28 protein-coding genes are annotated in these 26,162 nt (G+C 70.0%); 14 read left to right on the top strand and 14 right to left on the bottom strand.

Annotated features, from left to right (window positions below):
- Nucleotides 1–95: 95 nt before the first annotated feature.
- Together ACFUO4_RS18770 and hemL are read right to left on the bottom strand one after the other, a co-directional pair.
- Entirely contained in the window at nt 96–779 is a 684-nt protein-coding gene (locus ACFUO4_RS18770; RefSeq protein WP_079306762.1) for a histidine phosphatase family protein, read from the bottom strand.
- Entirely contained in the window at nt 776–2,095 is a 1,320-nt protein-coding gene (gene hemL / locus ACFUO4_RS18765) for a glutamate-1-semialdehyde 2,1-aminomutase (RefSeq protein ID WP_383485970.1), read from the bottom strand. The genes ACFUO4_RS18770 and hemL overlap by 4 nt, the downstream gene beginning before the upstream one ends.
- Before the next feature lie 488 nt (nt 2,096–2,583).
- Between hemL and ACFUO4_RS18760 the strand changes: the two genes are divergently transcribed.
- Nucleotides 2,584–3,021: a hypothetical protein gene (locus ACFUO4_RS18760; protein WP_003974483.1), complete on the top strand. Its 438-nt coding sequence runs from the start codon at nt 2,584–2,586 to the stop codon at nt 3,019–3,021.
- 484 nt (nt 3,022–3,505) lie between these two features.
- On the opposite strand, the gene ACFUO4_RS18755 is transcribed toward ACFUO4_RS18760, so the two are convergent.
- From ACFUO4_RS18755 to ACFUO4_RS18745, 3 genes are read right to left on the bottom strand one after another with little or no spacing between them, the layout of a single operon-like run.
- Nucleotides 3,506–4,246, bottom strand: coding sequence for a WbqC family protein (locus ACFUO4_RS18755; protein WP_079306766.1), 741 nt, complete (start codon nt 4,244–4,246; stop codon nt 3,506–3,508).
- Between the two features lie 16 nt (nt 4,247–4,262).
- A complete protein-coding gene (locus ACFUO4_RS18750; protein WP_079306768.1) occupies nt 4,263–4,952 on the bottom strand; it encodes a YdcF family protein in 690 nt (229 codons plus the stop codon).
- Nucleotides 4,949–5,992: a helix-turn-helix domain-containing protein gene (locus tag ACFUO4_RS18745; RefSeq protein ID WP_383485966.1), complete on the bottom strand. Its 1,044-nt coding sequence runs from the start codon at nt 5,990–5,992 to the stop codon at nt 4,949–4,951. The genes ACFUO4_RS18750 and ACFUO4_RS18745 overlap by 4 nt, the downstream gene beginning before the upstream one ends.
- A 120-nt stretch (nt 5,993–6,112) precedes the next feature.
- Here ACFUO4_RS18745 and ACFUO4_RS18740 point away from each other — a divergent pair, with 120 nt between their 5' ends.
- The 4 genes from ACFUO4_RS18740 to ACFUO4_RS18725 are packed head-to-tail and all read left to right on the top strand — an operon-like array spanning nt 6,113 to nt 8,450.
- Complete coding sequence (locus ACFUO4_RS18740; protein ID WP_383485963.1) at nt 6,113–6,517, top strand: hypothetical protein; 405 nt, start codon at nt 6,113–6,115, stop codon at nt 6,515–6,517.
- Nucleotides 6,517–6,948, top strand: a complete 432-nt coding sequence (locus tag ACFUO4_RS18735) for a hypothetical protein (RefSeq protein WP_079306772.1) — start codon at nt 6,517–6,519, stop codon at nt 6,946–6,948. Before ACFUO4_RS18740 ends, ACFUO4_RS18735 begins: the two co-directional genes overlap by 1 nt.
- Nucleotides 6,949–6,981: 33 nt before the next feature.
- Nucleotides 6,982–8,103, top strand: a complete 1,122-nt coding sequence (locus ACFUO4_RS18730) for a hypothetical protein (protein WP_383485959.1) — start codon at nt 6,982–6,984, stop codon at nt 8,101–8,103.
- A complete protein-coding gene (locus ACFUO4_RS18725; RefSeq protein ID WP_383485956.1) occupies nt 8,100–8,450 on the top strand; it encodes an ASCH domain-containing protein in 351 nt (116 codons plus the stop codon). The genes ACFUO4_RS18730 and ACFUO4_RS18725 overlap by 4 nt, the downstream gene beginning before the upstream one ends.
- A gap of 60 nt (nt 8,451–8,510) precedes the next feature.
- Here ACFUO4_RS18725 and ACFUO4_RS18720 read toward each other — a convergent pair whose 3' ends face one another.
- From ACFUO4_RS18720 to ACFUO4_RS18710, 3 genes are read right to left on the bottom strand one after another with little or no spacing between them, the layout of a single operon-like run.
- A complete protein-coding gene (locus ACFUO4_RS18720; RefSeq protein ID WP_383485953.1) occupies nt 8,511–9,710 on the bottom strand; it encodes an MFS transporter in 1,200 nt (399 codons plus the stop codon).
- Nucleotides 9,711–9,717: 7 nt separating this feature from the next.
- Nucleotides 9,718–10,182, bottom strand: coding sequence for an ArsI/CadI family heavy metal resistance metalloenzyme (locus tag ACFUO4_RS18715; protein ID WP_383485950.1), 465 nt, complete (start codon nt 10,180–10,182; stop codon nt 9,718–9,720).
- A 28-nt stretch (nt 10,183–10,210) separates the two neighbouring features.
- A complete protein-coding gene (locus ACFUO4_RS18710; RefSeq protein WP_383485947.1) occupies nt 10,211–11,578 on the bottom strand; it encodes an FAD-dependent oxidoreductase in 1,368 nt (455 codons plus the stop codon).
- A gap of 137 nt (nt 11,579–11,715) precedes the next feature.
- Here ACFUO4_RS18710 and ACFUO4_RS18705 point away from each other — a divergent pair, with 137 nt between their 5' ends.
- Nucleotides 11,716–12,090 carry an ArsR/SmtB family transcription factor gene (locus tag ACFUO4_RS18705; protein ID WP_383485944.1) on the top strand — a complete coding sequence of 125 codons (375 nt, stop codon included), beginning with the start codon at nt 11,716–11,718 and terminating at the stop codon, nt 12,088–12,090.
- Nucleotides 12,091–12,202: 112 nt separating this feature from the next.
- Here ACFUO4_RS18705 and ACFUO4_RS18700 read toward each other — a convergent pair whose 3' ends face one another.
- Genes ACFUO4_RS18700 through ACFUO4_RS18690 form a run of 3 tightly spaced genes read right to left on the bottom strand, consistent with a single transcriptional unit; the run spans nt 12,203 to nt 14,709 of the window.
- The gene (locus tag ACFUO4_RS18700) at nt 12,203–13,510 is read right to left on the bottom strand and encodes a hypothetical protein (protein WP_383485942.1); all 1,308 of its coding nucleotides are present in this window, start codon (nt 13,508–13,510) and stop codon (nt 12,203–12,205) included.
- Nucleotides 13,511–13,568: 58 nt separating this feature from the next.
- Entirely contained in the window at nt 13,569–14,357 is a 789-nt protein-coding gene (locus ACFUO4_RS18695) for an aquaporin (protein WP_383485939.1), read from the bottom strand.
- Nucleotides 14,358–14,394: 37 nt separating this feature from the next.
- Nucleotides 14,395–14,709 (bottom strand): ArsR/SmtB family transcription factor, encoded by a 315-nt coding sequence (locus ACFUO4_RS18690; RefSeq protein WP_383485936.1) that lies wholly within the window; start codon nt 14,707–14,709, stop codon nt 14,395–14,397.
- Nucleotides 14,710–14,840: 131 nt separating this feature from the next.
- Between ACFUO4_RS18690 and ACFUO4_RS18685 the strand changes: the two genes are divergently transcribed.
- From ACFUO4_RS18685 to ACFUO4_RS18670, 4 genes are all read left to right on the top strand, one after another.
- The gene (locus ACFUO4_RS18685) at nt 14,841–15,260 is read left to right on the top strand and encodes an arsenate reductase ArsC (RefSeq protein WP_383485933.1); all 420 of its coding nucleotides are present in this window, start codon (nt 14,841–14,843) and stop codon (nt 15,258–15,260) included.
- Between the two features lie 31 nt (nt 15,261–15,291).
- Entirely contained in the window at nt 15,292–16,257 is a 966-nt protein-coding gene (gene trxB, locus ACFUO4_RS18680) for a thioredoxin-disulfide reductase (protein WP_383487835.1), read from the top strand.
- Between the two features lie 160 nt (nt 16,258–16,417).
- Nucleotides 16,418–17,527: an ImmA/IrrE family metallo-endopeptidase gene (locus ACFUO4_RS18675; protein WP_383485930.1), complete on the top strand. Its 1,110-nt coding sequence runs from the start codon at nt 16,418–16,420 to the stop codon at nt 17,525–17,527.
- 2 nt (nt 17,528–17,529) lie between these two features.
- On the top strand, nt 17,530–18,744 hold the full coding sequence (locus tag ACFUO4_RS18670; RefSeq protein WP_383485927.1) for a hypothetical protein: 1,215 nt from the start codon (nt 17,530–17,532) through the stop codon (nt 18,742–18,744).
- On the opposite strand, the gene ACFUO4_RS18665 is transcribed toward ACFUO4_RS18670, so the two are convergent.
- From ACFUO4_RS18665 to ACFUO4_RS18655, 3 genes are all read right to left on the bottom strand, one after another.
- A complete protein-coding gene (locus ACFUO4_RS18665; RefSeq protein WP_383485924.1) occupies nt 18,727–19,356 on the bottom strand; it encodes a hypothetical protein in 630 nt (209 codons plus the stop codon). The genes ACFUO4_RS18670 and ACFUO4_RS18665 overlap by 18 nt on opposite strands.
- 483 nt (nt 19,357–19,839) lie before the next feature.
- The gene (locus ACFUO4_RS18660) at nt 19,840–22,296 is read right to left on the bottom strand and encodes a molybdopterin oxidoreductase family protein (protein WP_383485921.1); all 2,457 of its coding nucleotides are present in this window, start codon (nt 22,294–22,296) and stop codon (nt 19,840–19,842) included.
- Nucleotides 22,297–22,312: 16 nt separating this feature from the next.
- Entirely contained in the window at nt 22,313–22,789 is a 477-nt protein-coding gene (locus ACFUO4_RS18655; protein WP_383485918.1) for an SRPBCC family protein, read from the bottom strand.
- Between the two features lie 124 nt (nt 22,790–22,913).
- On the opposite strand from ACFUO4_RS18655, the gene ACFUO4_RS18650 reads away from it, so the two are divergent.
- From ACFUO4_RS18650 to ACFUO4_RS18635, 4 genes are all read left to right on the top strand, one after another.
- A complete protein-coding gene (locus tag ACFUO4_RS18650) occupies nt 22,914–23,267 on the top strand; it encodes a DUF3040 domain-containing protein (protein WP_079306834.1) in 354 nt (117 codons plus the stop codon).
- The gene (locus ACFUO4_RS18645; protein ID WP_383485914.1) at nt 23,258–24,358 is read left to right on the top strand and encodes a DNA topoisomerase IB; all 1,101 of its coding nucleotides are present in this window, start codon (nt 23,258–23,260) and stop codon (nt 24,356–24,358) included. Before ACFUO4_RS18650 ends, ACFUO4_RS18645 begins: the two co-directional genes overlap by 10 nt.
- Complete coding sequence (locus ACFUO4_RS18640; RefSeq protein ID WP_383485911.1) at nt 24,355–25,887, top strand: FAD-dependent oxidoreductase; 1,533 nt, start codon at nt 24,355–24,357, stop codon at nt 25,885–25,887. The genes ACFUO4_RS18645 and ACFUO4_RS18640 overlap by 4 nt, the downstream gene beginning before the upstream one ends.
- Nucleotides 25,888–25,970: 83 nt before the next feature.
- A complete protein-coding gene (locus ACFUO4_RS18635) occupies nt 25,971–26,156 on the top strand; it encodes a hypothetical protein (RefSeq protein WP_383485908.1) in 186 nt (61 codons plus the stop codon).
- Nucleotides 26,157–26,162: the final 6 nt, after the last annotated feature.

Here is a 26,162-nt window from a genome sequence, read left to right as displayed (position 1 = left end):
CGTCCTGCGAATGGGTCACCCATTCAGAGGACGTGACGAGCGAAGGCGTTCCGTCTGTACTTCCCGATTACGTAACAGAACCCCCCAAGGAGAACTTAAGCCCCGAAAGCCTTGTCCTTGCCCTTCACGGGCTTGGCGCCGGCGCGCAGATGGGCCGGGACGAGATCGATCGCGGGCTCGGAGTACCCCACGGACACGATCTTGTCGCCCTGGTACGTGAAGGTCGTCAGCGAGGCGAGCGTGCACTGCCGCTTGCGCGGGTCGTGCCACAGCCGGCGCCGCTCGACGTACGACCGCACGATCCAGATCGGCAGCTGATGGCTGACCAGCACCGCCTCATGCCCTCGCGCCGCGTCCTTGGCGGCGTCCAGCGCCCCCATCATCCGGACGACCTGGTCGACGTACGGCTCACCCCAGGACGGCTTGAAGGGGTTGACGAGGTGCTTCCAGTTGTCGGGGTTCTTCAGCGCGCCGTCGCCGACGCCGAAGGTCTTGCCCTGGAAGACGTTCTCGGCCTCGATGAGCCGCTCGTCGGTCGCGAGGTCGAGGCCGTGCGCCTTGGCGATCGGCGTCGCGGTCTCCTGCGCCCGCTCCAGCGGGGACGCGCAGACGTACGTCACGTCCCGCGAGGACAGGTGCTCGGCGACCCGGTCGGCCATCTGCCGGCCCAGCTCGGAGAGGTGGTACCCGGCGAGACGGCCGTAGAGGACCCCATCCGGGTTGGCGACCTCGCCGTGCCGCATGAGGTGGACGACGGTGATGTCAGTGCTGCTCGTCATGCTGCCGTGGCCTCCGCTGCCGCACGGGCCGCCGCCGGAAGGGCGTCGGCGATCCTCTGAACCGCCCGCTCGTCGTGAGCGGTCGACACGAACCACGACTCGAAGGAGGAGGGCGGCAGATAGACGCCCTGCGCCAGCATCGCGTGGAAGAACGCGGTGAAGCGGAACGACTCCTGCTTCTTGGCGTCCTCGTAGTCGCGCACCTCACGGTCGGTGAAGAAGACGGAGAACATGTTGGAGGCGGTCTGCAGCCGGTGCGCGACGCCTTCCTTGGCGAGCGCCTCGGTGACGAGCGACTGGATCTGCGTGGACACCGCGTCGACCTTGTCGTACGCCGCCTCGTCGAGCAGCCGCAGCTGGGCGAGACCGGCGGCGGTGGCGACCGGGTTCCCGGAGAGCGTGCCGGCCTGGTAGACGGGCCCGGCGGGGGCGAGGTGGGCCATGACGTCGGCGCGGCCTCCGAAGGCGGCGGCGGGGAAGCCACCGCCCATGACCTTGCCGAAGGTCATGAGGTCGGGGCGGACGCCGTCGATGCCGTACCAGCCGGCGCGGCTGGTACGGAAGCCGGTCATGACCTCGTCGGAGATGTAGAGGGCGCCGTTCTTGGCGCAGGCGTCCTTGAGGCCCTGGTTGAAGCCGGGCCGCGGCGGGACGACGCCCATGTTGCCGGGCGAGGCCTCCGTGATGACGCAGGCGATCTCGCCGGGGTGCCGGTGGAAGGCCTCCTGGACGGCTTCGAGGTCGTTGTACGGCAGCACGATGGTGTCGCCGGCCTGGGCACCGGTGACGCCGGGGGTGTCGGGCAGCGCGAAGGTGGCCACTCCGCTGCCCGCGGCGGCGAGGAGCGAGTCGACGTGGCCGTGGTAGCACCCGGCGAACTTGATGACCTTGGTGCGCCGGGTGAAGCCGCGGGCGAGCCGGATGGCGGACATCGTGGCCTCGGTGCCGCTGGAGACGAGCCGCACCTGCTCCAGGGGCTCGATGCGGTCGATCATCTCCTCGGCGAGCGCGACCTCGCCCTCACCGGGCGTGCCGAACGACGTACCGCGCGACACGGCGTCCTGCACGGCGGCGATCACGTCCGGGTGCGAGTGCCCGAGGATCATCGGCCCCCAGGAGCAGACCAGGTCGACGTACTCGCGTCCGTCTGCGTCGGTCAGCCAGGCGCCCTTGCCGGACACCATGAACCGGGGCGTGCCGCCGACGGCGCGGAAGGCGCGCACCGGGGAGTTCACGCCGCCTGGCGTGACGGCGGCCGCACGGTCGAACAGGGCCTGTGAGGCAGGCGCATCGTATGAATAGGGCGTTTCACTCATGACCTGCGACTTCTCCGACCTCTCGGACTCCGGTTTGCCGACTTTCCTCCTCAGGGTAGGCCAGCGCCGCCCGCCGACCGCGGGCTGAGGTGCGGTGGCATCTGCGAAACTGGGACCTGATACACACAGCTCGTACGGCCCGTGGTGTTCGACAGGCCGCGAAGATCCTTGTGAGGATCCTGCGGACAGGTGTTTCAACGCACGTTTCGGCGGGCGGCCGTGGGGGAGGTCACTGACACGATGATCGGGTTGCGCGGCGGGGGCCACGCGTCCTAGAAAAGCAGTCGGGTGGAGATATGCATCGCGGTGGCGGACTGGGCGAGGGGACTGATGACCTGGGTCCTCGACGTGCCCGGCGGGGAAGGCACCGACGCGACGCGGAGGAAGCCGCGGAAGCGGCACGCGTACCGAGTGAGTCAGAGCAGGACGAGCGACGTATCGAACGTCGGATCGACCGGCTGAGGGCGGGGAGCAGGAATGGTGGTCGGGTGGGGGTGACGTACAAGTACTTCGGTGCGCCCGACGGCGCGACCGCGGCCCGCGTCCCGATCTCGATGCGCCCCGAGGAACTCGGCGGCGACGAGCTCGGGATGAACGGCATGTTCACCAAGATCAAGCCGGAGACGATGGCCGCGATGGTCCTCACCGGCATAGAGGGCGTCCCGCTGCACAAGGTGCCCCCACTGGAACTGGTCGTCCTGCACCCGGACTACGCCGTGGTCAAGCTCCCCATGACGGTCGTCGACCCGCTGCGCGGCATCGGCGAGGAAGCGGTGGGCGCGGCCGCGTTCATCTGGTCGACGGTGCCGGACCGGGGCGGTCCGCGGGACGCGTTCAACGTGTACCAGCTGCTGCACGAGTGGCAGGACTTCAGCCATCGCTTGCATGAGGCGGGGCATCAGCCTTATTGCCTTGTGTGGCCCTGATCGGTCTGAGCTGGGGTTTCTTGCGGGTTGGGCGGGGTCTTCGGGCCTCGCCCTTTTTGGTGCCGGAGAGGCGCCGTCAGCCGGCCAGGGCACATTGAGGGCACATTGGTTTCGCTGGGGGCACTGATGTGCCCTCGGCTTCGCCGGTTTCCTGGGTCTCCGGTTCGGTGAAGGCGTCGTCGATCGCCTTGCGGGTGCGGGTCTCGCTCGGCCAGGCTCCTGGCCGAAGCGGCTGGACGGCGGGAGCTTGCGACCGCGGACTCGGTCACCGACGTGCTGGTGTGGCGGCTGCGCCGCATGGCCAACCTGCCCGCCGACGCCACCGCGATGCCCGAACGCGCCACCACCGCGGTCCCGGGCAACGGCCGCACTGCCCGGCCTTCGACGGGCCGAGGCGATCAACCTCGCAGGGCGCGATGATTCCGCACACACGCCGAGTCCCTCTGCCAAGGCCAAGGCAGGGGGGCAAGCGTTCGGTGGGCGATCACCGGAACCACTGGGCACGAGCGCGTAGCCCGTTCCGAAGGTGAGCTTCTCGTTGGGCAGCCACTTGGTTCGCGAGCTCATCGGGACCAATCGCGCTCAGAGCCCAAAGACTGCTGACACTACGGGCCCACTCCCAGAGCAGGTCATCCACAGGCATGTGGAAGGGCAGCACGGGAATGCCGTGCGCATCGAAGGGATCGGCATCGAGGTACCGCAGACCGCCGGTGCCGCACAGATAGTGGGTGCTGCCAGTGGCTGCCGCGAGATCCGCCAGGCGCTCGGAGCGACCCGGGCGGGTCGGGATCTCACTGCTGTCCCGCACGTCCCCTGACCATCCAAGGACCGTGAGCAGGGCAATCGTCGATGTTCTCGCGAGGTCGGCCACGCGGTCCGAGGTGTCGAGCGTGTCCAAGACCGCGTCGAGAACGTCGAACACGGCCCTCCGGTGGGGGCTTCGGCCGTAGTACTGGCGCACGAGCAGCTGGACCGTCCGGCGCGAGCGCTGGGGGTCGACGAGCCGCGCCTGACTGATCAACGTCGAGCGCCCCTGGGGAAGATGCGTGGGGAGCGTGAGCCACTGCCAGCGTGCGGGCTCGTCCAGGGCGGCGAGGCGGGCGCGGTGCTGGTAGTCGCGCCGGGTGAACTGGACGTCGTCCAGGACGATCCACCGGTCGGCGGCGTAAAGCTTGGCCAGCGTGGACAACCTCGGGAAGAGGTTCGGCTGGTGGATCGCGCACACCCCGCCTTGTGGCGGGTCAGGTGCTGATGAGGCGGCTGTCGAAGCCGGCCCGCAGAAGGCGCTCGTAGGCGTCATGCACATCCCCCGGTACGTCCTGCTCGACGGCGAAGCCGAGCTTGGGGTACTCGATCACCCTCTGCAGGTCGCCGACGAGCATGTCGACGACGAGCCTCTCGTCGCCGATCGACTTGATGTAGTCGTCCAACTCCAGTGGCTCGGAAGCGCAGACGACGTCGGCCTCGGGCCACAGCTTGCGGCAGGTCGCGTAACTGCGGCGCTCCATGTACGGCTTGGAGATCAGCAACAGCGAGTCGACTGCGACGCCGGCCTCGGCCAGCAGCTCCCGCGAGAGCGTGATGTTCTGGCCGGTGTTGGCGGCCTTCGGCTCGACCAGGATCGCCTCGTCCGGCACGCCCAGGCCCAGGGCGTGCTCGCGGTAGTGAACGGCCTCGCCGCGCGGGAAGCGGGCCCGAGTAGTGGGGCTGTTGCCGCCACTGAACACAACGACTGGGAACAGCCCGGCGCGGTAGAGGTCGGCGGCTGCGGTCGCCACGCCCAGGTCGTGGCTGCCCAGGCCGATCGCCGCCGAACAGGGCCGCAGCTCGTGGCCCATCTGGTGGTAGTTCCAGATCAGCGTCGCGTCGTGGAACTGCTCGTCGGTGATCTGGCGCTGCTGGTGCTGCGGCACTGGCACTCCCTGGCTCATCCTTGCTGGCCCTTTCGGATGCCCTCGATGCTGCGCAGCTGGTGGCTCAGCCCGAACTGCTGGGCCACCTGTGCCGCCTGGTCGAGGACGGACAGCCCATCATTGCGGGTCGCCGCATCCGACAGAAGGATGTGTCCGTAGGCGGTGTCCAACCGCACTCGCTGCATCGGGGAGTCGACCGTGCCGGTGGTACGCGCGATATCGATGTAGTGCAGCGCCTGGTCGAGGTGGCCGGCGCCGCGGTGGGCCAGGGCCAGCTTCTGATGCGCCACGGACCAGTCCTCCGGCTCGCCGAGTTCCTCGAACTCGCAGGTTGCCGCCGCCATGACCTCGGTGGCGTAGTCGTTGTCGCCCTCCTTGCTCAGCGCCGTCCCCACCCACAAGCGGGCCCGTGCCCGGTCCCGTCGGCTCAGGCGCTCGTCCCGCGCAAGCTGCTCGTACCGGCGGGCGGAGACCTCCAGCTGACCGGACATCTCCTGCACCACGGCGAGGGACAGTTCGATCTGGGCCACCCGGCGCGGGATGTCGAGCTCGCAGAACATGCCGCGGGCGGTCAGGTAGGACTGGCGAGCGGAGAGCGGGCCGAGGATCGCCCCTTGGTCGCGTTGCACATCGCCCAGCAGCACCAGTGAACGCCCGTACAGGTAGAGGCCCTTGTCGTCGAGATCCCGGGGTTCATGGCGCCCCAGCCACCGGTTGAGCAGGGTCGAGGCGAACGGGAAGTTCTGGCGGCTCACGCAAACCACGGCGCGCTCGATGTCCTCGGTCCACGTCTCGTAGTCCGCCGGCCGCGCGCTCTTCCGCTCGAGGAACAGCAGCGCTTCGAAGCGGGCGTGGGCCGCGGAGTCGGCGCGGGCTAGCGCGGTGTCGAGGATGGCCTGGGTATCGGGCCTGGGCTGCGTTTCGGCACCCAGGCTCTCCCACTTGGCCACCGTGCGCAGGGCCACGCCGAGGTGATCGGCGAAGGTGCGGGTGCTCATGCGCAGCGCGGCACGCAGGGCGCTCGCCTCCCGACCGCTCCAGTGCTGCACGTTGATCACGGCTGACCTCCCTCCGTCACGTATGGAAGCACTCTCCGTGACGATGTGGGGCGGCAAGTGCAACGGAAGTACAACAGCAGGTCATTTCGAGGCCGTTCGCAACAGTCGACGCTCTTGGTCATGGACGACGAACCCATCACCGAACGCCGCCCGGTCACCGGCCCGCTCGTCTTCGGCTACCTGCGCCACACCACCGGCGGCGCGAACCGACTCACCGCGCTCACCGGCTGCCTCGCTGAGTACTGCCGTCGGCACGAGCTGACGTTGTGCGGTGTCTTCACCGACCGCGAGCCGGCCGTCGCCATCCGCTCCCCCGCATTCGTCGGGCTCCTCGACGCCCTCGACCTCCCCGACACCTACGGCACCGTGATCCCGGCGCTTGGCCACCTCGGCCCCAGGCCCGTCGCGGCCGAGCGCAAGCGGCGGATAGCGGCAACCGGCGCCCGCCTGATCACGGTCCGCTCCACCAGGCCGACGGCAAGCGACGCGCCTTCCGTCCGCCTCCAGCACCAGGGAGGCATCTGATGTCCGTGCGCAGCGCGCTGCGCCGCGCCCCCATGCTCGGCGACATTCCCGGACTGCGCCTGCTGCGGGTCGGCGACGACTGGGATCTCGTACGAACGCCCGCGGAGACCGGATTTCTGGCCCTTGCCCATCTTCGCGCCCTTGGCGCCCCGATTGGGCCAGTGCTCTACGACGGTCCCCACGAGCGCCTCTACTACGCCATCCAGACCGGCACCGCCGACACCGGCTGGGACGACCTGCCCGTACGGCATCTCTCCAGCAACTCATGGCTTGTGGCACCCGGCCTGGAGCCGATGGACGACTGGTTCGGCGGCTGGTGCGAGCTCCCCGACGACGACACCCTCACTGACCCCGACGACCTGCGCACCGCGCTCCAGTACTCGTACGTCACGGCCGTCTGCCACGAAGCACCATCCGACGCCCGCCTCTAGACCGCCTTCCGACCCGAGCCCAAGGGGACACCCGTGACGACCCACCCCGTCTCACCCAACACAGTCCTCGCCAACGCCCTCCTGCGCGCGGAAGACGTCCTGACCCCGCGCATCCTGGCCACCCCGCCAGCGCGGATCGTCCTGGTCGTCGGCACCCAGATCAACGGTGCCCCGCACATCGGCACCTCCCTCGTGCAGTCCCTGGCCTTCGCGATGGCCGCTCGCCTGTGCGACCGTTTCGGCATTCGCACTGAGGTCCTCTTCAGCGCCCTCGACAACGCCCCGTACCAGCAGGCCACGGACCCGGTCAGCGGCCACCGCTACCAACGCGCCTACGCCCAGGCCGCCGACGAACAGGCGCTGATCGGCCTCGTCGACGCTCTCTATCAGCCCCTGTTCACCGCCCTCTCCCGACGCCTGGGTATCCCGTACCACGTCGAGACCTACACCCAGCAGCAAGCCGGCGAGCACTTCCGCCGCACCTGGCTGCGGCTCCTGCCCCGCCTCGACGCCGCCCGCTGGTGGCTCGCCCCCTCCACCGGCACCCCGCACCTCCGGGTCCCCTGCCCCCAGCCCGGCTGCGGCTGGGCCGAGAAGCACGCCGAACGCACGCGTGTACACCTCACCGACCGCGACACCGCCACCGTCGCCGCTGTCTGTCTCCACCACGGCCCCTACCAGGCCACCATCACGCCCACCGCCGGCGCCTACCTCGACCTGGCCACTCTGTACCGCAACCTCGTCAAGGAACTCGCCGTGACCAACCCTCGCGAGGGCGGCACCCTGCACGTCATGGTCAAGGGCGGCGACTGGGTCTTCGGCTCGCTCCTCATCGACGAAGCCCTCCAGGCCGTCGGCCTCAGCCGCGCCCAGCTCCCCGCGCGACTGTTCTGCCCCCAGGTCGTCACCGACACCGGCGCGAAACTCTCCAAGTCCCTCATCCGCGAAGGCCGCGCCACCTTGCCGACGGGCGCGGCGGACTGGATGCTCGACACCCGGAAATGGCCCGGCAGCGTCACCGAGTACGCCGACCAGCTGCTGGCCATGACCGAGACGATGCTGTCCGACCCCCGCCACTTCTTCCGCTCGTACTCCGCAGCCGAGATCGGCCGCCTGATCACCGCACCAGCACCCAGGAGCGTTTCCGCCCCATGACCGACACCACCGCCCGCGTTCGCGAACTCAACCTCTACCGCCAGTACTTCGACCTCGTCGCCGCCGGCACCAAGACCATCGAGGTACGGGTGAAATACCCCCACCTCGTCGACCTCGCCGCGGGCGAGACCATCCGCTTCCGCATCAAGGGCACCGACGAGACCTGCGAGGTCAAGGTCGTTCGGGTCACGGAGTACACCGACTTCGAGGCCCTGCTCCACGGTGAGGGACCGGCCAACGTCAACCCGACCGCCACTCACGACCAGCAACTCGCCAACATCCGCGCCATCTACCCACCCGAGAAGGAAGCCCTGGGCGCCCTCGCCATCGAGATCGCTCTGCCCTAGCCCTCGGTTCTTGGGCATCACGCCGAGGACGCGCGCCAGCTCCTCCGGTGACAGCGGCTGTCAACTACCCAGCGCGAGAAGGGCCGCCACGGCCGAGACCAGCGCGAGTACGGCGAACAGACCGGGATATCCGCCGAGCGGCCCGGCCAGCACGGCTCCCGCAAAGGGTGCCAGGGCGGAGGCGATGGTGGCCGGCGCAGCCAGGAGTCCGGAGAGGCGGGCGTAGTGGGTGGTGCCCCATCGGTCGGTGACGGCGGTGGCTTGGAGGAGGGTGAGGTTACCCCGCACCATGCCGGCCCCGATCGCGATGCCCACGAGGAGGGGGACAGGGCCTGAGACGATGGCGAACGCACCGGTCGTGGCCCCTCCGAGAGCGATCAGGGCGACGGTGCGGGTGATGACGCCGGTGCGGCGGGCAAGGCTCACGTAGAGAGTCCGACCGAGGGTCTGTCCCGCGCCGCCCAACCCGAGAACCCAGGCGGCGGTGGTAGGGCTGGCTCCGCGTGCCAGCAGCAGGGGAACGAGGGCGATGACGACGGCGTACATCGCGAAGCTGTTCAGTGTCAGCGCGGCGGCGAGCATCAGCAACGGTCGGCTGCGGGCCGCGGCGCCGGTGTTGGTGTCCCGTTGGGGCGTTGGCGCCGACGCAGATGGCCACGGTCCTCGTAGCGCGAGAGCATGCGCGGGGATGGTCACGAGGGCGAGGATCGCCGCGAGGACGGCGTACGTCTCGCGCCAGCTCAGATGCTCGGCGAGCGTGGCGGTCAGCGGCGCGAAGGCGGTGGAGGCCAAGCCTCCGGCCAGGGTGACGATCGTGAGGGCTCGGACACGCTGTCCGCCCCACCAGCGGGTGAGGGCGGCGAAGGCGGGCTGGTAGAAGGTGGCGGCCATGGCCACCCCGGCAAGCAGCCAACCGGCGGTGAACGCCGCAAGGCATGGCGAGTACGCGATGGCCAGCACCGTGGCGACGCCCAGGACGGAGCCGGTGGTCATTACGGCGCGCGGGCCTCGGCGGTCGAGGATGCGGCCGACGGGGATGCCGACGACGGCGGAGACCAGCAGAGCCGCGGAGAAGGCGGCGGCGGTGGCGGTCGGCGACCAGCCGGTGGCGGCGGTGATCTGCGGGTTGAGGACGGGGAAGGCGTAGTAGACGATTCCCCAGCTGGTGATCTGGGTGGCGCACAGGGCGGGCAGGGCGGCGCGGGGCCGCGACCGGTCCCCCGTGCCGGTCGCGGCCCCGCTGGTGTGGAGGGGGGTCATCTGCGGATCAGCAGCAGCCGCCCGCGACTGTGGGTTCCTTGGTCTCGGCGGCGGTCGTAGCCGTGTCGGTGCAGCAGGTACTGCCCGACTGCTTGGCCCGGGTGTCGGCGTGGGCCTTGACGACATACACCTCCCAGGGCTCCTGGCCGGGGCCGTGGACCCACACCTTGTCCTGGAGGGCGTAACAACAGGTCGTGTTGTTCTCCTCGGTGGTGACCAGGCCGGCCTCGCTCAGACGAGCGGTGGCGGCATGCACGGTCTCTGTCGATTCGACCTCTACACCGAGGTGGTCCAGGCGGGTTGCCTCGTCCGCCGTGCCTTCGATCAGGACGAGCTTGAGCGGGGGCTCGGTGATGGCGAAGTTGGCATAGCCGTCACGGAGTTTGGCGGGCTCGGTGCCGAACAGCTTGCTGTAGAAAGCGATGGAGGCGTTCAGGTCGGAGACACGGAGCGCGAGTTGTACGCGGGACATGGTGAACCTCCTTGTGCGGGTGCGGGGATCAGCAGCCGCCGGTCGTGGTTGCGGGGGCGCCGACACCGATTTGGAGAGTGGCCGGAGCGGCGCAGCAACCGCCGCTGTCACTGGCCTGAGAGGCATCGGGGTCGTCGTACAGGCCGGCGCCGCCGCACACGCCGGTCTCGGGCAGGGTCAGTTCCACGCGTTCGGCAGCGTCCTGGTCGCCGGCGAGGGCGGCGGTGATGGAGCGGACCTGCTCGTAGCCGGTCATCGCCAGGAACGTCGGGGCGCGGCCGTAGGACTTCATGCCGACCAGGTAGACGCCCTGCTCCGGGTGGGAGAGCTCGCCCACGCCGTGCGGGTAGACGGTGCCGCAGGAGTGGACGTTCGGGTCGATGAGCGGGGCGAGCGCGGTCGGCGCCTGGAGGCGCTCATCGAGGCCGAGCCGGACTTCAGAGAGGAAGGACAGGTCGGGGCGGAAGCCGGTCAGCACGATCACCTCGTCGACCGGGTCCAGACGGCGACCGTCCTCGGCGACCAGGACGAGCCGGTCGCCGTCGCGCTCCACAGCCTGTGTACGGAAGCCCGTGACCGCGCTGGCGTGGCCGTCCTCGACGGCGGCCTTGGCACGCAGGCCCAGGGCGCCGCGGGCGGGAAGCTGGTCAGCCTCGCCGCCGCCGAAGGTGCTCGTCCCGATCCCGCGGCGAAGAACCCAGGCCGCGTGCGTGCCCGGCTCCTCCTTTGCCAGGTCGGCGAGGTAGGCGAGGGCGGTGAAGGCGGAGGCGCCGGAGCCGATGACGGCGGTGCGCTTGCCCGCGTAACGGGCGCGTACGGCCGGGTCCTTGAGATCGGGGACGCGGTAGGAGATGCGGTCGGCCGCCGCCTTCTCGCCCAGGGCGGGCAGGCCGTCGGCACCGATCGGGCTCGGGATGGACCAGGTGCCCGAGGCGTCGATGACGGCGCGGGCGCTGATCCGCTCCTCGCGGCCGTCGGCCAGCTCGATGTGCACGGTGAAGGGCTGCTCGTCGCGGTCGGCGTCGACGATGCGGTCGCGGCCGGCGCGGGCGACGCCGGTGACCGTGGCGCCGTAGCGGACCTTGTCGCCGAGGACGTCGGCGAGCGGCTGCAGGTACTGCTCGGCCCAGTCGCCGCCGGTGGGGTAGGTGGCGCCGTCGGGGCGGACCCAGCCGGTGGAGGCGAGGAGCTTCTCGGCGGCCGGGTCGGTGACCTCAGCCCACGGGGAGAAGAGGCGGACGTGCGCCCAGTCGCGTACCGCTGTGCCGGCGGACGGACCGGCTTCCAGGACCAGCGGGTCGAGGCCACGCTCGACCAGGTGGGCAGCGGCAGCCAGACCGATGGGACCGGCACCGATGACTACGACGGGCAGCTGGCCGGTGGTGGGCGCGTTCACGAGATTCCCCTTTGTTTCGACATTTGTCGATGTCCTGAGCCGCCAGGATGGCACCTGTATCGACAAGCGTCAACATAGACATTCATCGAATCTGTGGCGGTCCGGCTTCCTGATTCGACATGTGTCAACATAGATGCATGTCGAACACCAAGGTGCTGCCGCTGATCGAGGCTGAGTCCGACGCCGTGGCGCCGTGCTGCCCGCCGCTCACCGAGCGGCCGTTCTCCGCGGAGGAGGCCGAGACGGCCGCGCGGATGTTCAAGGCGCTCGGTGACCCGGTGCGGCTGCGGCTGTTCACATCGGTCGCCTCGCACGAGGGCGGCGAGGCGTGCGTGTGCGACATCTCCGACGTCGGCGTCTCCCAGCCGACCGTCTCCCACCACCTGAAGAAGCTCAAGGAGGCCGGCCTGCTCACCTCCGAGCGGCGCGGCACCTGGGTCTACTACCGCGTCGAGCCGTCCGTGCTGGCCGCAATGGGCAAGCTGCTGACGATCACGCCGACCGCAGCCTGAAGGCGACCGGCAGCCGAGGGAACCCACCATTGGGGTCGGCCCGATGAGCCCATGGCCGGACTCATCCATCGGGTGCCGCAGTCGCACCACCCGCTGAAGGCCCACGACCGCGTTAGGCGGCTTCGGCGGGCTGCGGGTTCCAGAGCTGGGTGTACCGCTCCACCTCCTCGGGGCTCAGGCCGTTGTCGCCCTCGGTGCGCACCAGGGTGGTGTCCCACGGTCGGCGGCCGTCGGTGCGCGGGGTGAGCAGCACACCGAGGGTGGAGCTCTGTTCGGCCAGGCCGGTCTGCTGGTGCAACTGGTGGTGGCGCAGTAGCACGTACGACTGGAAGGCGGCTTCCACCTCGGGACCGAACCGCGTGGCGCATCCGAAGATGAGCTGGCGGGTGCCGGACGGGTCAATGGAACGGCGCCAGCGCCACTTGGATTCGTGGTCAGGCACCCCGCGCACGTCGGCCAGCATGTCCAGCAGCAGCTGCCCCCACTCGGCGCGCGCTCCGACCGGCAGCTTGTCCAGGTCGGAGAGCAGGAGCTGTCGGTTAGCTTCGCTGATCTGCGAGCGGATGGCGCTGGTGGCGACGTCCTCCATGATGAGGCGCATCACCCGATGGGCGTGGTCCGATCCCACCGGGGCCTGCGGGAGCAGCGGGGTGGAGAAATGGGTACCGCCGAGTGCGGCGACATCGGGGTTGAGGGGGCCCGGGGGTGCATCGGCGTCAGCCGCGGCGAACTCGTAGTAACGCACGGGCTCTTCGCCCAGGGCGACGGGAGGTTCGACGGCGGCGCGAAAGAGGTAATCCAGGACGGCGGTGGTAGAGCGCAGCTGGTCGAAGAGGAAGTCCCAGTCCCGCCGTGTCAGGGCGATCGTGGGGATGCCGATCGGCTCCAGCGAACAGATCGTGCCCTCGGGTACCTGCTCGTGGTCCAGCAGGAACACTCCGATCCACTCGTAGGCGTTGCCGTCGACGGTCAGCGTGCGCTCGCGGCCGTTGGTCATGTCGGCGGGCAGCATGCGCAACTGACGCACGGTGCCCTTGGCCTGGCGTACGGCCTTGGCCGCCACCTTCTTGATCCAGGCCACCTCGCTGTCCGCGTCCTTGGGCTGGATCGTGCGCGCCTTGACCTGGATCACCGCGCCGCGTCCGCCGGCCAGCAGCAGCCGGTCGCCGAGTTCGCGCTGCCCGGAGCCCTTGCTGGCGTAAGCGGACTGGAAGACGAAGTCGGACAGCCCCCAGGTGGCGGCGGCGGTGTGGGCTGCCGCCTCGGCACCCGGGCCGTGCTCCACGTCGGACGGCAGAGGCAGCGCCGGACGTATGCGCCGCACGTACTGCCCGTTCGCGGTTTCGACGATGAGCGTGAACGCGTCGGGGGCGCCGTCCTGGATGAACCGCCACAACGCGGGAGAAGCCTGATTGGTCACGCCCCCTATTAGACGCACCGCCCGGCCACCAACGCCCGCCCTTTTCTGGCGGTAGGTGTCACTCGGCAGTCTCCCGCCCGAACTGGAAGATGAGGGCCACCAACGCCAGCCCGAGCACCGCGCCGACGAGCTGCATGCCGATGAACCCCGCCACCGACCCCGGCGCGATGCCGGCGAAGGTGTCGGTGAAGGCGCGGCCGATGGTCACCGCCGGGTTGGCGAAGGACGTCGATGAGGTGAACCAGTAGGCGGCGCCGATGTAGGAGGCGACGGCCACGGGGGCGAAACGGAGCCGGTCGGTGCGGGCCAGGCCGAAGATCAGCAGGATCAGCCCGGCCGTCGCGACGACCTCGCCGAGCAACAGGTGCCCAGCTGACCGGTCGTGCGTGGACCACTTGACCAGCGGCTCGCCGAACATCGCGTCGGCCAGGACGGCGCCCAGAATCGCGCCGACGATCTGTGCGGGGACGTAGGCGGCCGCTTCCCGCACGGTGACGCCGGCGCCGCTTCTGCGAGCGGTCCACCACTCGGCGAGGGTGACGGCGGGGTTGAAGTGCGCGCCGGAGACCGGCCCGAGCAGGAGGATCAGGACGCCGAGGCCAAAGACGGTTGCCGTGGAGTTGGCCAGGAGTTGGAGGCCGACGTCCTTGGTTAGTTCGGTGGCCTGGATACCGGAGCCGACCACGACCGCGACGAGTACCGCGGTGCCGACCAGTTCGGCGGCGGCCTTGGCGAACAGCGGAGGGGCCTGGGGCGGGGTGGCGCCGGGGGCGGGCTGAGGCTCAGCGGCCGGGGCTATGGAGGGCTGCCCGGTTCCGTCGTGCTCGGTGGCCTCGGTGGCGGTCAAGTGGACTCCTCGGTGCGGGTCGCCGGCAGGCGGGTGATCAGGGGCAGGACCGCTTGACGTTGTTCTCGGCGGTGGCGCGCGCGGTCTCCGCGAGGTCGGCGAACTGGCCGGCGAGCGAGGCGATGACGTCGGGCTTGAGCCGGTAGTAGGTGAACCGGCCGCATGGCTCCGTCTCCACGACCCCCGCCTCGCGCAGCACCTTCAAATGGTTGGAGAGGTTGGTCTGCTTGGCCCCCGTCTCCTCGATCAGGTGCGTGGTGCAGAGCGTCTCCTTGGCCAGCAAGGTGACGATCTGGAGGCGGAGCGGGTCGGAGAGAACCCGCATCAGATCAGTGTCGACTGACGTCAGCATGGACTGATACTTTCACATCACTCCAGGCTGATACCAGCTTGGGCTGATCTCACCGAACGCCGGCCTCCCTGCCGAGAGCTGGAAACCGACTCCCGCACAACCCTCTTGATCCACTCCCGAAGGAAGAGCCGATGTCCTCCAGCCCGCTCGCCTCCGTCCTGTTCGTCTGTGTCCACAACGCCGGGCGTTCGCAGATGGCCGCCGGATTCCTCAACCACCTCGCGGGCGACCGGATCGAGGTCCGCTCCGCCGGCTCGATCCCCGGCGACCAGGTCAACCCCTCCGCAGTCGAGGCCATGAAGGAGGTCGGCATCGACATCGCCGACCAGAAGCCCAAGATCCTCACCACCGAGGCCGTCCAGGCGTCCGACTTCGTCATCACCATGGGCTGCGGCGACGCCTGCCCGATCTTCCCCGGCAAGAAGTACCTCGACTGGGCCCTGGAGGACCCGGCGGGCAAGGGAGTCGAGGCCGTCCGTCCCATCCGCGACGAGATCAAGACGCGCATCGAGGCCCTGATCGCCGAGATCGACGCCAAGCAGGAGGCGTGACCCCGTAACCGACAGACCCGATAGCGACGGCATACGCGAGGTCATCGTCATCGGCTCCTGCCCCGCCGGATACACCGCCGCCCTCTACACCGCCCGCGCCGAGCTCAAGCCTCTCGTGTTCGGCGGCGCGATCTTCGTCGGCGGTGCGCTGACGACGACCACTGAGGTCGAGAACTTCCCCGGCTTCCCGGAGGGCGTCGACGGCCCGGTTCTGATGGAGAACATGCGGGCCCAGGCGATGCGCTTCGGTGCCGAGATGGTCGACGATGACATAGTCGAGGTCGACCTGACCGGCGACATCAAGACCGTCACGGACACGTCGGGCACCGTGCACCGCGCGAGGACGGTGATCGTCGCGACCGGCTCCGGCTACCGCAAGCTCGGCCTGCCGCGCGAGGACGAGCTGTCCGGCCGCGGTCTGTCCTGGAGCGCCACCTGCCACGGCTTCTTCTTCCGCGACCGCGACATCGTGGTCGTCGGCGGCGGCGACACCGCCATGGAGGAAGCCACCTTCCTCACCCGCTTCGCCCGCTCCGTCACCGTCGTCCACCGCCGCTCCACCCTGCGGGCTTCGCAGGTCATGCAGAACCGCGCCTTCGCCGACGACAAGATCTCCTTCGCCTTCGACAGCGAGATCGCGGAGATCAGGGAAGCGGACGGCAAGCTCGCCGGAGTCGTCCTGCGCGACGTCTCCACCGGCACGACCCGCGACCTCGACGTGACCGGCCTGTTCATCGCCATCGGCCACAACCCGCGCACCGAACTCTTCAGGGGCCAGCTGGAGTTGGACAGCACCGACTACCTGAAGGGGCAGTCGCCGTCGACCCGTACGAACATCCCGGGCGTCTTCGGCGTCGGAGACGTCGTCGACCACACCTACCGGCAGGCCATCACCGCTGCGGCGAGCGGCTGCGCGGCCGCGCTTGACGCCGAACGGTACCTCGCAACCGCGGCAGACAACCGGGTGCAACAGTTGGCCCCCATCGCTACCGCCTGAGCTGCAAGAACACATCGGAGGCCGGATCCGCAGCAGTCGATCCGGCCCGCAGTTCAACCAGGAAGCAGCCCAGGGTCGCCACACCCCTGGCCCGCCTCGAATCCCTCGCGGAATATTTCGTGCTACTGTTTCGAGGTCTGATGCGAGGTGGTGTCGTGTGATGGCGATCGGTGAGCTGCAAGCGCAGCCTGGGATGCTCGTGCTCGCGCGCGAGTCCCGCGGGCTGACGCAGACCGAACTCGCCACAGCGATGACCAAGGCGTCACCCGGTGGCTCCACACCGGTATCCCAGGGATACGTGAGCCGCGCGGAAGCTGGCCGTCTCGTGGTCTCCGACGAGCGCCTGGAGCTGTACGCCACCGCCCTGGGATACCCAGCCGAACTGCTATGCCTGGACCCCCAGGTCAACGGCATCGGAGTTGGTCTGGTTCACCACCGCAAGAAGGCGTCTCTGTCCGCTTCCGCACTGCGACGTGTGCACGCGCACCTGGCTCTCGCCCGACTGCAGTTGGACGGCCTGACAGCAGCGGCAGCACTGCCGAAGATCACACGGCACTTCTTCAGAGTCCCGCTGGACGACCTCATCACCCCCAAAGACGCCGCGCGGCGCGTTCGCAGGGAGTGGGGCATCGCCCCCGGCCCGGTGCCCGACATGGTCGGAGTGCTGGAGAACGCCGGCGCCCTGGTGGTCACCATCGACCTGGACAGCGACCTTCTGGACGCCGTGAGCCAGTGGGATGAGGACGGACAGCCGCTACTACTCGCAAACACTCGGGCACCAGGCGATCGACGCCGTTTCAGCATCGCGCACGAGTTGGGCCATCTGGTGATGCACCCCGAGCCGGGAGCCGGGTCCACGCAGGAGAAGCAGGCCGACGCTTTCGCAGCCGAGTTCTTGATGCCGGCCTCCGACATCCGGGAGGCGTTCTCCGGCGGCGTCGATCTGGCCAAGTTGGCAGATCTGAAGCGCATCTGGGGCACATCCATGGGCGCTCTGCTGCGTCGAGCCCAGACCCTGAACGCCCTCAGCGATTGGCAGTACCGCAATCTCGTGATCGAAATGTCGGCGCTCGGCTACCGGACCGCGGAGCCCGTCGAGGTTCCGCCCGAACAACCGCAGCGCATCCCCGCTCTCGTACGCACGTTGCTGACCGATCACCAAATGCCTCTGGAGGATGCGGCAGCCTGCGCGCACCTGCTACCCGAAGACTTCCAGCGCCTGTACGTCGAGGGCGCCGCCTCATCCTCGTCCCCGGCAATTCGAAGGTAACCATGACCGACCGCTCCGCGCCGCTGCCCCGTCCTCGCTCCGACCTGACCGAGCCTCCCGACGCTGTCGGCGCGCGACCGCAGTCGGACAGCATGGAGCGCTTGCGGGATCGCATGCTGATCCAGGTCAGCACAGCCAGGCTCGGCTACGTCCAGGCACAGGTCGACCCGCGACGCAGCGGTCTCGTCCTTTGCGGCACTGACGCCGTGAAGAAGGCCAGTGCGCTGCGGTTCAGGGAGGGCTTCACCGCTCCCCTTCTCATCGACCCGGCCGTGTACGAGGTCAGCCCTGCGACCGAGGAGAACCCTTTCCCCTACGACGTCGAGCCCACGCTGTTCCTCGACGACCCTCTGGAGCTGTCTCTGGCCGAGCAGCGTGACGCCGGAGCAACTCTTCCCATGACCCCGACCGGGTACATCAGGGCCGAGGACTCCGACGCACTCAGGGCCGCTGTGATGCGTGTCCTGGAACTCGACGATCCAGCAGTGATCTTTGCTGCACCCATCGATGTCTCCTGGCTGCGTGACGAGGAATCGACCCGCCAGCTCATCGCCTACCTTCAGATGATCAAGGGCCCGACGGCCATCATGCTGGGCGGGCAGATGGATCCCCTCGGCCGCTACGCCAAGGCCGTGAACCATCTCAGGCAGCTCGTCGCGGAAGTTCCCGAGGCCGCGCTCCTGCGCACCGATCTCGCAGCGTTCGGCGCTCTGGCCTCCGGGGCTTCTTTCACCGCCTTCGGCGCGAGCAGCCGGTACCGGCACATCGTCGCCCCAGGTGAGACGGCCCAGACGAACAAGCGCGTCCCAATCCGATCACCGCACGTCCTCTTCCCCGAGCTGATGGCCTTCTTCCTAGGGGAGACGATCGCCAAACGCTACGGTGGCGCCGATGCACCGGTCTGCTTCTGCGCGTCCTGCGAGGGCAACCTGGCTCTGGACGCCTTCACGAGCAACCGCGACAAACTCCCTGCCGCAGCGGCGGCCCACAACGTTGCGGTCCTCATGGAGTGGCTGCGTACCCTCACCTCCGTCGAGCCTGGCATGGCGCGTCAGCAGTGGTGGTACGACCGATGCCGAAAGGCTCTCGACCAGTACGACGTGATCAACACGTCCATCAGGCAGCCCGGCGCATTCAAGTCTCGGCCACAGCTCGATCGCTGGGCCTTGGCTGCGCCCGACGAAGCCAGTGCGCCCCGCTCAGACAGCCGACGCTGAACGCAGGCGCTGATACAGATCCTCGACGAACCACCAGGCCGCAGCGGTGTGGCGTGGCGGCCTGTACTCCTCCGGCTCCAGCACCAGCTCCACGTCATCTCCCGAGACGAGGAAGACGCCGATGCCGTAGAAGTTGGCTTCCACGAGAGCCTCGTCCAGATGGACTGGATGACGATCCAACAGCATGGCCCGACGACAGAAGGGAGCAAACCGCCCCGCCCGTTCGAGGCCCTGGCGCCAGTTCGATGCACGGACTACAGCGAGATCTACCTGGAGGGGCCGCACGGCGCGTCGGGTGACCGTCTTTCGATCTCGATCCACCGCACCAGCCGGCAAAGCCCTCACTGCACGCCGAACTGTTTGGTCCAGCACCCCCAGCGGAACGGGGATACCGACCGGGAGGGCCAGCAGTCGCTCCAGATCGGCCAAGTGGTCCAACCGAGCGGCCGACGCTTGCTCTCGTCGCGCGTGCTCAGTCTTGTCCAGCCGGTAGAAACACAGCGCCTCGGCCCCCAAGACGGATACAGCCCGGGCCTGTCCATCCGGCTCCAGCAAGCTGCGGGAAGCCGCCTGAACAGAACCACCCATCAGGGAATTCGCCAAGGTCACCATGGCCCCCACCCTGCCTCACCGCGATTCGACCGCCCACAGCGGCCCTGCCGTTCATCCAACCCATATGGGTACGGACCGACCTGCCAAACAGCTCAAGCGGCCTCCCGGACACTGCCCCTCTGGGATCCTTGTCTGCATCACTGCCCCCAGCAAGGGGCGATAGACACGAACTCACGGCTGCCCTGTATGTGCCCCGAGGGCACATCCAGGGCACATGAGCTCGGGAAACGGCGTTGACTACTGAGAACTACGAAGAGGAGTTTCCGCAGGTCAACGCACAATTCAGCGAGAAACCCCAGGTCAGTGCCCTCCCGCCCCCAACCGCTGCACGAGTGGCAGGACTTCAGCCACCGGCTGCACGAGGCCGGGCATCAGCCGTACTGCCTGGTGTGGCCCTGAGCCCGTACTGCCCGGTGTGGCCCTGAGCCCGTACTGCCCGGTGTGGCCCTGAGCCCGTACTGCCCGGTGCGGTCCTGAGCCTTCTCACGCCTCACCGGCCTGCCCCGCCATCGCCGCCGCCCCACCCGTCGTCGCCGGTGCCCGGCACGGGCCGGCCGGGGCGGAGGCCGTGGTCGTGGGGGCCGGGCTGATCGCCTCCCCGGCCCGATCGACCAGGGTCAGACGGGCCGCCGCCGTCTTGAACAGGGGCTGCTTGGAGACCGGGTCCCAGTCGGTGAGCGTCGTCTCGTTCGCCGCTCGGCCGCCGTCCTTGCCGGGCCGGTCGCCCTCCGCCGTGTCCCAGTAGCCGTAGTGGAACGGGACGAACACCATGCCGTCCCGGATGCCCGTGACCCGCAACCGCCCGCGCAGCGAGCCGCGCCGGCTGGTGACCTCGACCAGGTCGCCCTCCGCCACACCGTGCCGCGCTGCCTCCCCGGCGGAGATCTCCACCCACACCTCGGGCGCGGCAGCGTTCAGTTGGGGGACGCGGCCGGTCTTGGTGCGGGTGTGGAAGTGGTAGACGGTACGGCCGGTGTTCAGTTGCAGCGGGTAGGCGGCGTCCGTGGGTTCCTCCGGCGGCTCGTAGTCCGCCGGCCTCAGGACCGCCTTGCCGTCCGGGTTCAGCGCGCGGTAGTCGTCCTCCGTCATCGACTCGCCCGTCATCACGTCCTTGCCGTACGACTCGCAGGTCTCCGGCGCGGCCCAGGTGATCCCGTCGGTGTAGAGGCGTTCCGTGCCATCGGGCGCCGCGCTGGTGCAGGGCCACTGGATGCCGCCCGCGGCGCGCAGGCGGTCGTAGCTCAGGCCGGTGTAGTCGCAGGGGCGGCCGCGACTGCACTCCTGCCAGGCCCGGAACGCCGACTCGGGGTCGTGCCAGGGGATCAGCGGGCCGTCGTCCTTGTCGCGGAAGTCCATCCGGCGGGCGTAGTCCAGCAGGATGTCGAGGTCCGGGCGGGCGTCGCCGGGCGGGTCGACCGCCTTCTCGCAGAGGTGGACCGTGCGGTCGGTGTTGGTGAACGTGCCGGTCTTCTCGCCCCAGGTCGCGGCGGGCAGGACGACGTCCGCGAACCGGGCGGTCTCGGTGAGGTAGAGGTCCTGGACGACCGTGAACAGGCCGTCGCCGCCCAGGATGTCGCGGATGCGGTGCAGCTCCGGCAGGGACACCGCGGGATTCGTGCCGGAGATCCACAGCAGCCGGATGTCGCCCTCCTCGGCCCTGCCGAAGATCTCCATCGCCGGGGTGGGCGGGGCGTTGTGCGGGATGCGGGACGGCTCGACGTTCCAGACCCGGGCGAGGTCGGCGACATGGTCGTCGTTCTGCCAGTTGCGGAAGCCGGGCAGGTCGCCGTCGGCGCCGCACTCCCGGGTGTTCTGGGCGGTGGGCTGGCCGTTCATCTGCAGCACCCCGCAGCCGGGCCGGCCGAGCATGCCCCGGATCAGCTGGAGGTTGTTGACCTGGCAGGCGGCGGCCGTGGCCTGGTGGGACTGGTAGACGCCCTGGAGCACCGTGGACAGCAACCGCTCGGCGCCGCCCAGGAGCTCGGCCGCCTCACTGATCTTCCGCGCCGGTACGTCACAGATCCCGGCGGCCCGCTCCGGGGTGAACCCGGCGACCCGCGCGGCCAGTTCCTCGTAGCCGACGGTGTGGGCCTCGACGTAGGCGTGGTCGACGCGGTCGGTGCGGATGATCTCGTGCAGGAGGGCGTTCAGCAGGGCCACGTTCGTGCCGGAGCGGGGCGCGAGGTGGACGGTGGCATGGCGGGCGACCTGCGTGGGGCGGGGGTCGACGCACAGCAGCCGTGGCGGATCACCGCCCGCCAGCCGGTCCAGGACCCGCATCCACAGCACCGGCTGGGTCTCGGCCATGTTGTGCCCGAACAGGGCGATGACGTCGGCGTGGTCGACGTCCGTGTACGAGGCGGGCTGCCCGTCGCAGCCGAAGGTCTCCTTCAGCGACTCGGCGGCGGTCGCCGTGCACAGCCGGGTGTTGCCGTCGAGGTGGGGGGTGCCCAGGCCGGCACGGGCGATCACGGCGAGGGTGTAGTACTCCTCCAGGAACAGTTGGCCGCTGGTGTAGAAGCCGAGGGCGTCGGGTCCCCGCTCGGCCAGCAGCCGCCGGGTGCGGGCGACGATCCGGTCCATCGCCGTGTCCCAGTCACACGGGACAAGTTGACCGTCCTCCCTGATCAGCGGGGTGGTCAGGCGGTCCGGGGAGTGGTTGGCCTGCCAGCCGAACAGGTCCTTCGGACCCAGCCGGCCGTGGTTGACCCGGTCCCCGGCCCGGCCGCGGACGCCGACGATCCGGCCGTCGGCGACCGCGACGTCCATCGCGTCCCCGTTGGAGTGCAGCAGCGATGCCGTCGGCACCCACCGCCGCACTCCGTCCGCGGTGACACCGGGCGCCAGGTAGGAGTCGACGCGCACCGGCCACGTACCGCCGCGGCCGTAAGGTGTGCGCTCGCCCCAGGGCTGCGCGATCCGGTCCACCTCGGGTTGCACGGGACTCAGCGCCTGATCACAGCGGGGACATGCCCGGGTCCTCGGGGCGGATCCGGCCGCGCCAGCCGCCGCTCTCCGCGCCGCTCTCGACGTAGTCCTTGAAGCGGCGCAGGTCGCCGGAGACCCGGCGGTCGATCAGACCGAGCGCGTCCGCGCCCTTCTCGGCCATGCCGGTGGGCTCGACGTCCATGGTCAGCTCCACCTTGGTGTGCATGTCGTCCACCCGCTCGAAGCGGACCGAGCCGCGCTGCTGGGTGTCGCCACCGACCGTGCGCCAGGTGATCCGGTCGTCGGGCAGCTGGTCGACGATCTCCGTGTCGAACTCGCGCCGGACGCCTCCGATGCTGGTGGTCCAGTGGTTGTGCCGGTCGTCGAGCTGAGTGACCTCGTCGACGCCCTCCATGAACTTCGGGAACTCCTCGAACTGGGTCCACTGGTTGTACGCCCGGTGCAGCGGCACCTCCACCTCGACCGCCTTCTTGACCGTGCTCATGAGTTCCTCCCTGTTCTTCGTTCTTGGTTCCGTACGTGCACGGCGCCGAGTACCCGGGAGGCGTCGCCTCACCCCGACGGGGAACCCGGCCGGTGAGGAAACACGGGTGACGAAAGAGATGCCGATGAACGACCGCAGCGACCCCGACGACGTCGTGCTCTCCCCGCACGAACGCCTCGCCCTGAGCCGGATGGAGGCGGAACTGAGCGCCGACCGGCGCCTCACCCGGCGGATGGGCCACCCTACGAACCGGCGGCCGCGCCGCCCCGTCTCCCGCAGCTGGCTGCCGCTGTCGACGGCCGCACTGCTCAGCGCCTCGGTGTCCCTCGTCGTCCTGGGCGTCCGCACCTCGGACCCCGCCGTCCTGTGGTGCTTCGCCGCGCTGTGGCCCCTCACCCTGCTCCAGGGATTCCGGCTGCTGTGCCGCGCCACCAGGGAAGGGGCCCGCCGGGAAAGGCGCGGCACACCGTGGCAGTGACCTCGGCGTCCGGACCGGGCGGTTCGCGGCGTACGGCACGACTGCGCACCAGCGACCTCCAGGCCCCCGGCATCACCAGGGTCCGCTGCGGACGGGGCTTCCGGTACGTCGATCCCGGTGGCCGCGCCATCACGGACGCCGCCGAGAAGGAGCGCCTGCGCCGGCTCGTCGTCCCGCCCGCCTGGGAGGACGTGTGGATCTGCCCCGCACCCAACGGGCACATCCAGGCCACCGGCACCGATGCCGCCGGACGCCGCCAGTACCTGTACCACCCGCGCTTCCGCGAGCAGCAGGAGGCGGCCAAGCACCGGCACGTCCTGGACGTGGTCCCCGCCCTGCCCCGGCTGCGCGAGCGTCTGGCCGCGGACCTCGCCGCCCGGGGCCTGTGCCGCAAGCGGGTGCTGGCCTGCGCGGCCCGCCTGCTCGACCTGGGGTTCTTCCGGATCGGCAACGACTCCTACCGCCGCGACAACGACACCCACGGGCTCACCACCCTGCTCCGCGAGCACGCCTCGTGCCGAGGCGGCGGGGTGTGCTTCGCCTACCCGGCCAAGCACGGCAAGGACGTGGAACAGTCGCTCGCCGAGGACGCGGTGTGCCGGACGGTACGCGCACTGCTGCGCCGCGGCAGCCGCGGCGGCGACCGCCTCTTCGCCTACTGGCAGGGCGGCGCCTGGCACGACGTGCACGCCGACGACCTCAACACCTACCTGCGCGACCGCGCAGGCACCGACCTCACCGCGAAGGACTTCCGCACCTGGCACGCCACCGTGCTCGCGGCGGTCGCGCTCGCCGTCGCCGAGCCCGTCGCGTCCGAGTCCCGCGCGGCCCGCACCCGCGCCGAGAACCGCGCCGTCCGCGAGGTGGCCGGCTATCTGGGCAACACCCCGGCCGTCTGCCGCGCCTCGTACATCAACCCCCGGGTCGTCGAGCTCTACGAGCAGGGCCGCACCATCGCCCCCTGCCTGGACCGCCTCGGCGCGGACGTCCGCTTCGGCGAACCGGCCACCCAGGGGGCGGTGGAGGAGGCGGTGCTGCGGCTGCTGCGGGACAGCGATCAGCAACGAACACACGACAGGAGGCGGCCATGAACGCCGACGCAGGACTCCGGGGGTCGTACTGGCTCGAGACCGCCCCGCCCGGCGACCCCGCACCCCCGCCCACCGGCGATCTGAGCGTCGACGTCGCCGTGATCGGCGGCGGCATGGCCGGGCTGAGCACGGCCTGGGAACTGGTCCGGGAGGGCCGCGAGGTGGCCGTGCTGGAGGCCGGCCGGCTCGCCGCCGGGGTGACCGGCCGCACCACGGCCAAGCTGAGCGCCCTGCACACCCTCGTCTACGACCGGCTGCGCCGCACGCGCGGACCGGAAGGGGCACGGCTGTACGCCCTCTCGCAGACGGAGGCGATCCGGCACGCCGCGGAGACCGTGGCGGAGCTGGGCGTGGACTGCGACTGGGAGGAGGCGGCCGCGTTCACGTACGCCGAGGACGCGGACGCCGTCGCGGAGCTGCGGGCCGAGGCGGAAGCGGCGCGCGAGGCGGGCCTGGCGGCCTCCTTCGTCACCGACACCGACCTGCCGTTCCCGGTGGCGGGCGCGGTCAAGGTGGTGCGCCAGGCCCAGTTCCACCCCCGCAAGTACCTGCTGGCGCTCGCCGAGGATCTGCGCAGGCGCGGCGGCACGGTGTACGAGGACACGCGGGTCGTCGCCCTTACCGAGGGCGAGCCGTGCGTCCTGACGACCGACGCCGGGGTGACGGTGCGGGCCAACGACGTGGTCGTCGCCACCCACTACCCCGTGTTCGACCGGGCCCTGCTCTTCACCCGCCTCTCCCCCCGCCGCGAGCTGGTCGTGGCCGGGACCATCGACGCGAGCCGCGCCCCGCGCGACATGTACATCACGACGGAGCAGAACACCCGCTCGGTGCGCAGCGCGCCCTACGGCGACGACGAAGGCGTACGGCTGCTGATCGTCACCGGCGAGCACTTCACCCCCGGCACCGCGGACGTCGACAAGCGTTTCGCGCGGCTCTCGGAGTGGGCCGGCGACCGCTTCCCCGGGCTGACCCTGACCCACCGCTGGGCGACCCAGGACAACGACTCCACCGACTCCGTGCCCCTCGTCGGCCCCCTCCACCCCGGCAACGGGCACACCTACGTGGCCACCGGCTTCGGCGGCTGGGGACTGAGCGGCGGCATCATGGCGGGCCGCCTGATCACCGACCTGATGGCCGGCCGGGAGGTCCCGTGGGCGGGCCTGTACGACCCGCGCCGCCTCGGCTCCGTCGTCCGCGAGGGCGTGTCCTTCCTCAAGCACCAGACGCAGGTCGCCCGGCACTTCGTCGGCGACCGGCTGCCGCCCCTGTCGGGTCCGGCGCCGGAGGACCTCGCGCCGGGCGACGGCGCGGTGATGCGGGTGGGCGGCCACCGGTGTGCCGTGCACCGCGACGAGAACGGACGGCTCCGGGCGGTCTCGGCGAACTGCACCCACCTCGGCTGCGTCGTGGCCTTCAACCACGCCGAACAGGCGTGGGAATGCCCCTGTCACGGCTCCCGGTTCGCCCCCGACGGCAGCATCCTCCAGGGGCCCGCGGTACGTCCGCTGGAGCGGCGCGACCTCTGAGGACGACAAGGACGACCGTTTTCCCGCGGCTCAGGAGGGAACTCGGCCGACAGCTCGACGAGACAGAGAGAAGTTGAACCGCCGTGACCGCGCCCACCGTCAAGAACGACACGTCCGACGCCCTACGGGTGGCCAAGACGGGCTGGAGGAAGGCCCGCACGCTCCGCGACAAGGGCGTACGCACCTGCCTCTCCCCCGTCGACGACGGCATCCGCCCGTCCGCCACGGACACCAGCGGCGAGTGGAACATCGTCCGCGGCGACGACTGACCGGCC

The organism is Streptomyces sp. NPDC057280 (assembly GCF_042668605.1).
Lineage (GTDB): Bacteria > Actinomycetota > Actinomycetes > Streptomycetales > Streptomycetaceae > Streptomyces.
Note: the sequence above shows the minus strand (reverse complement) of the source record. Positions and strands in the feature narration are given on the sequence as shown.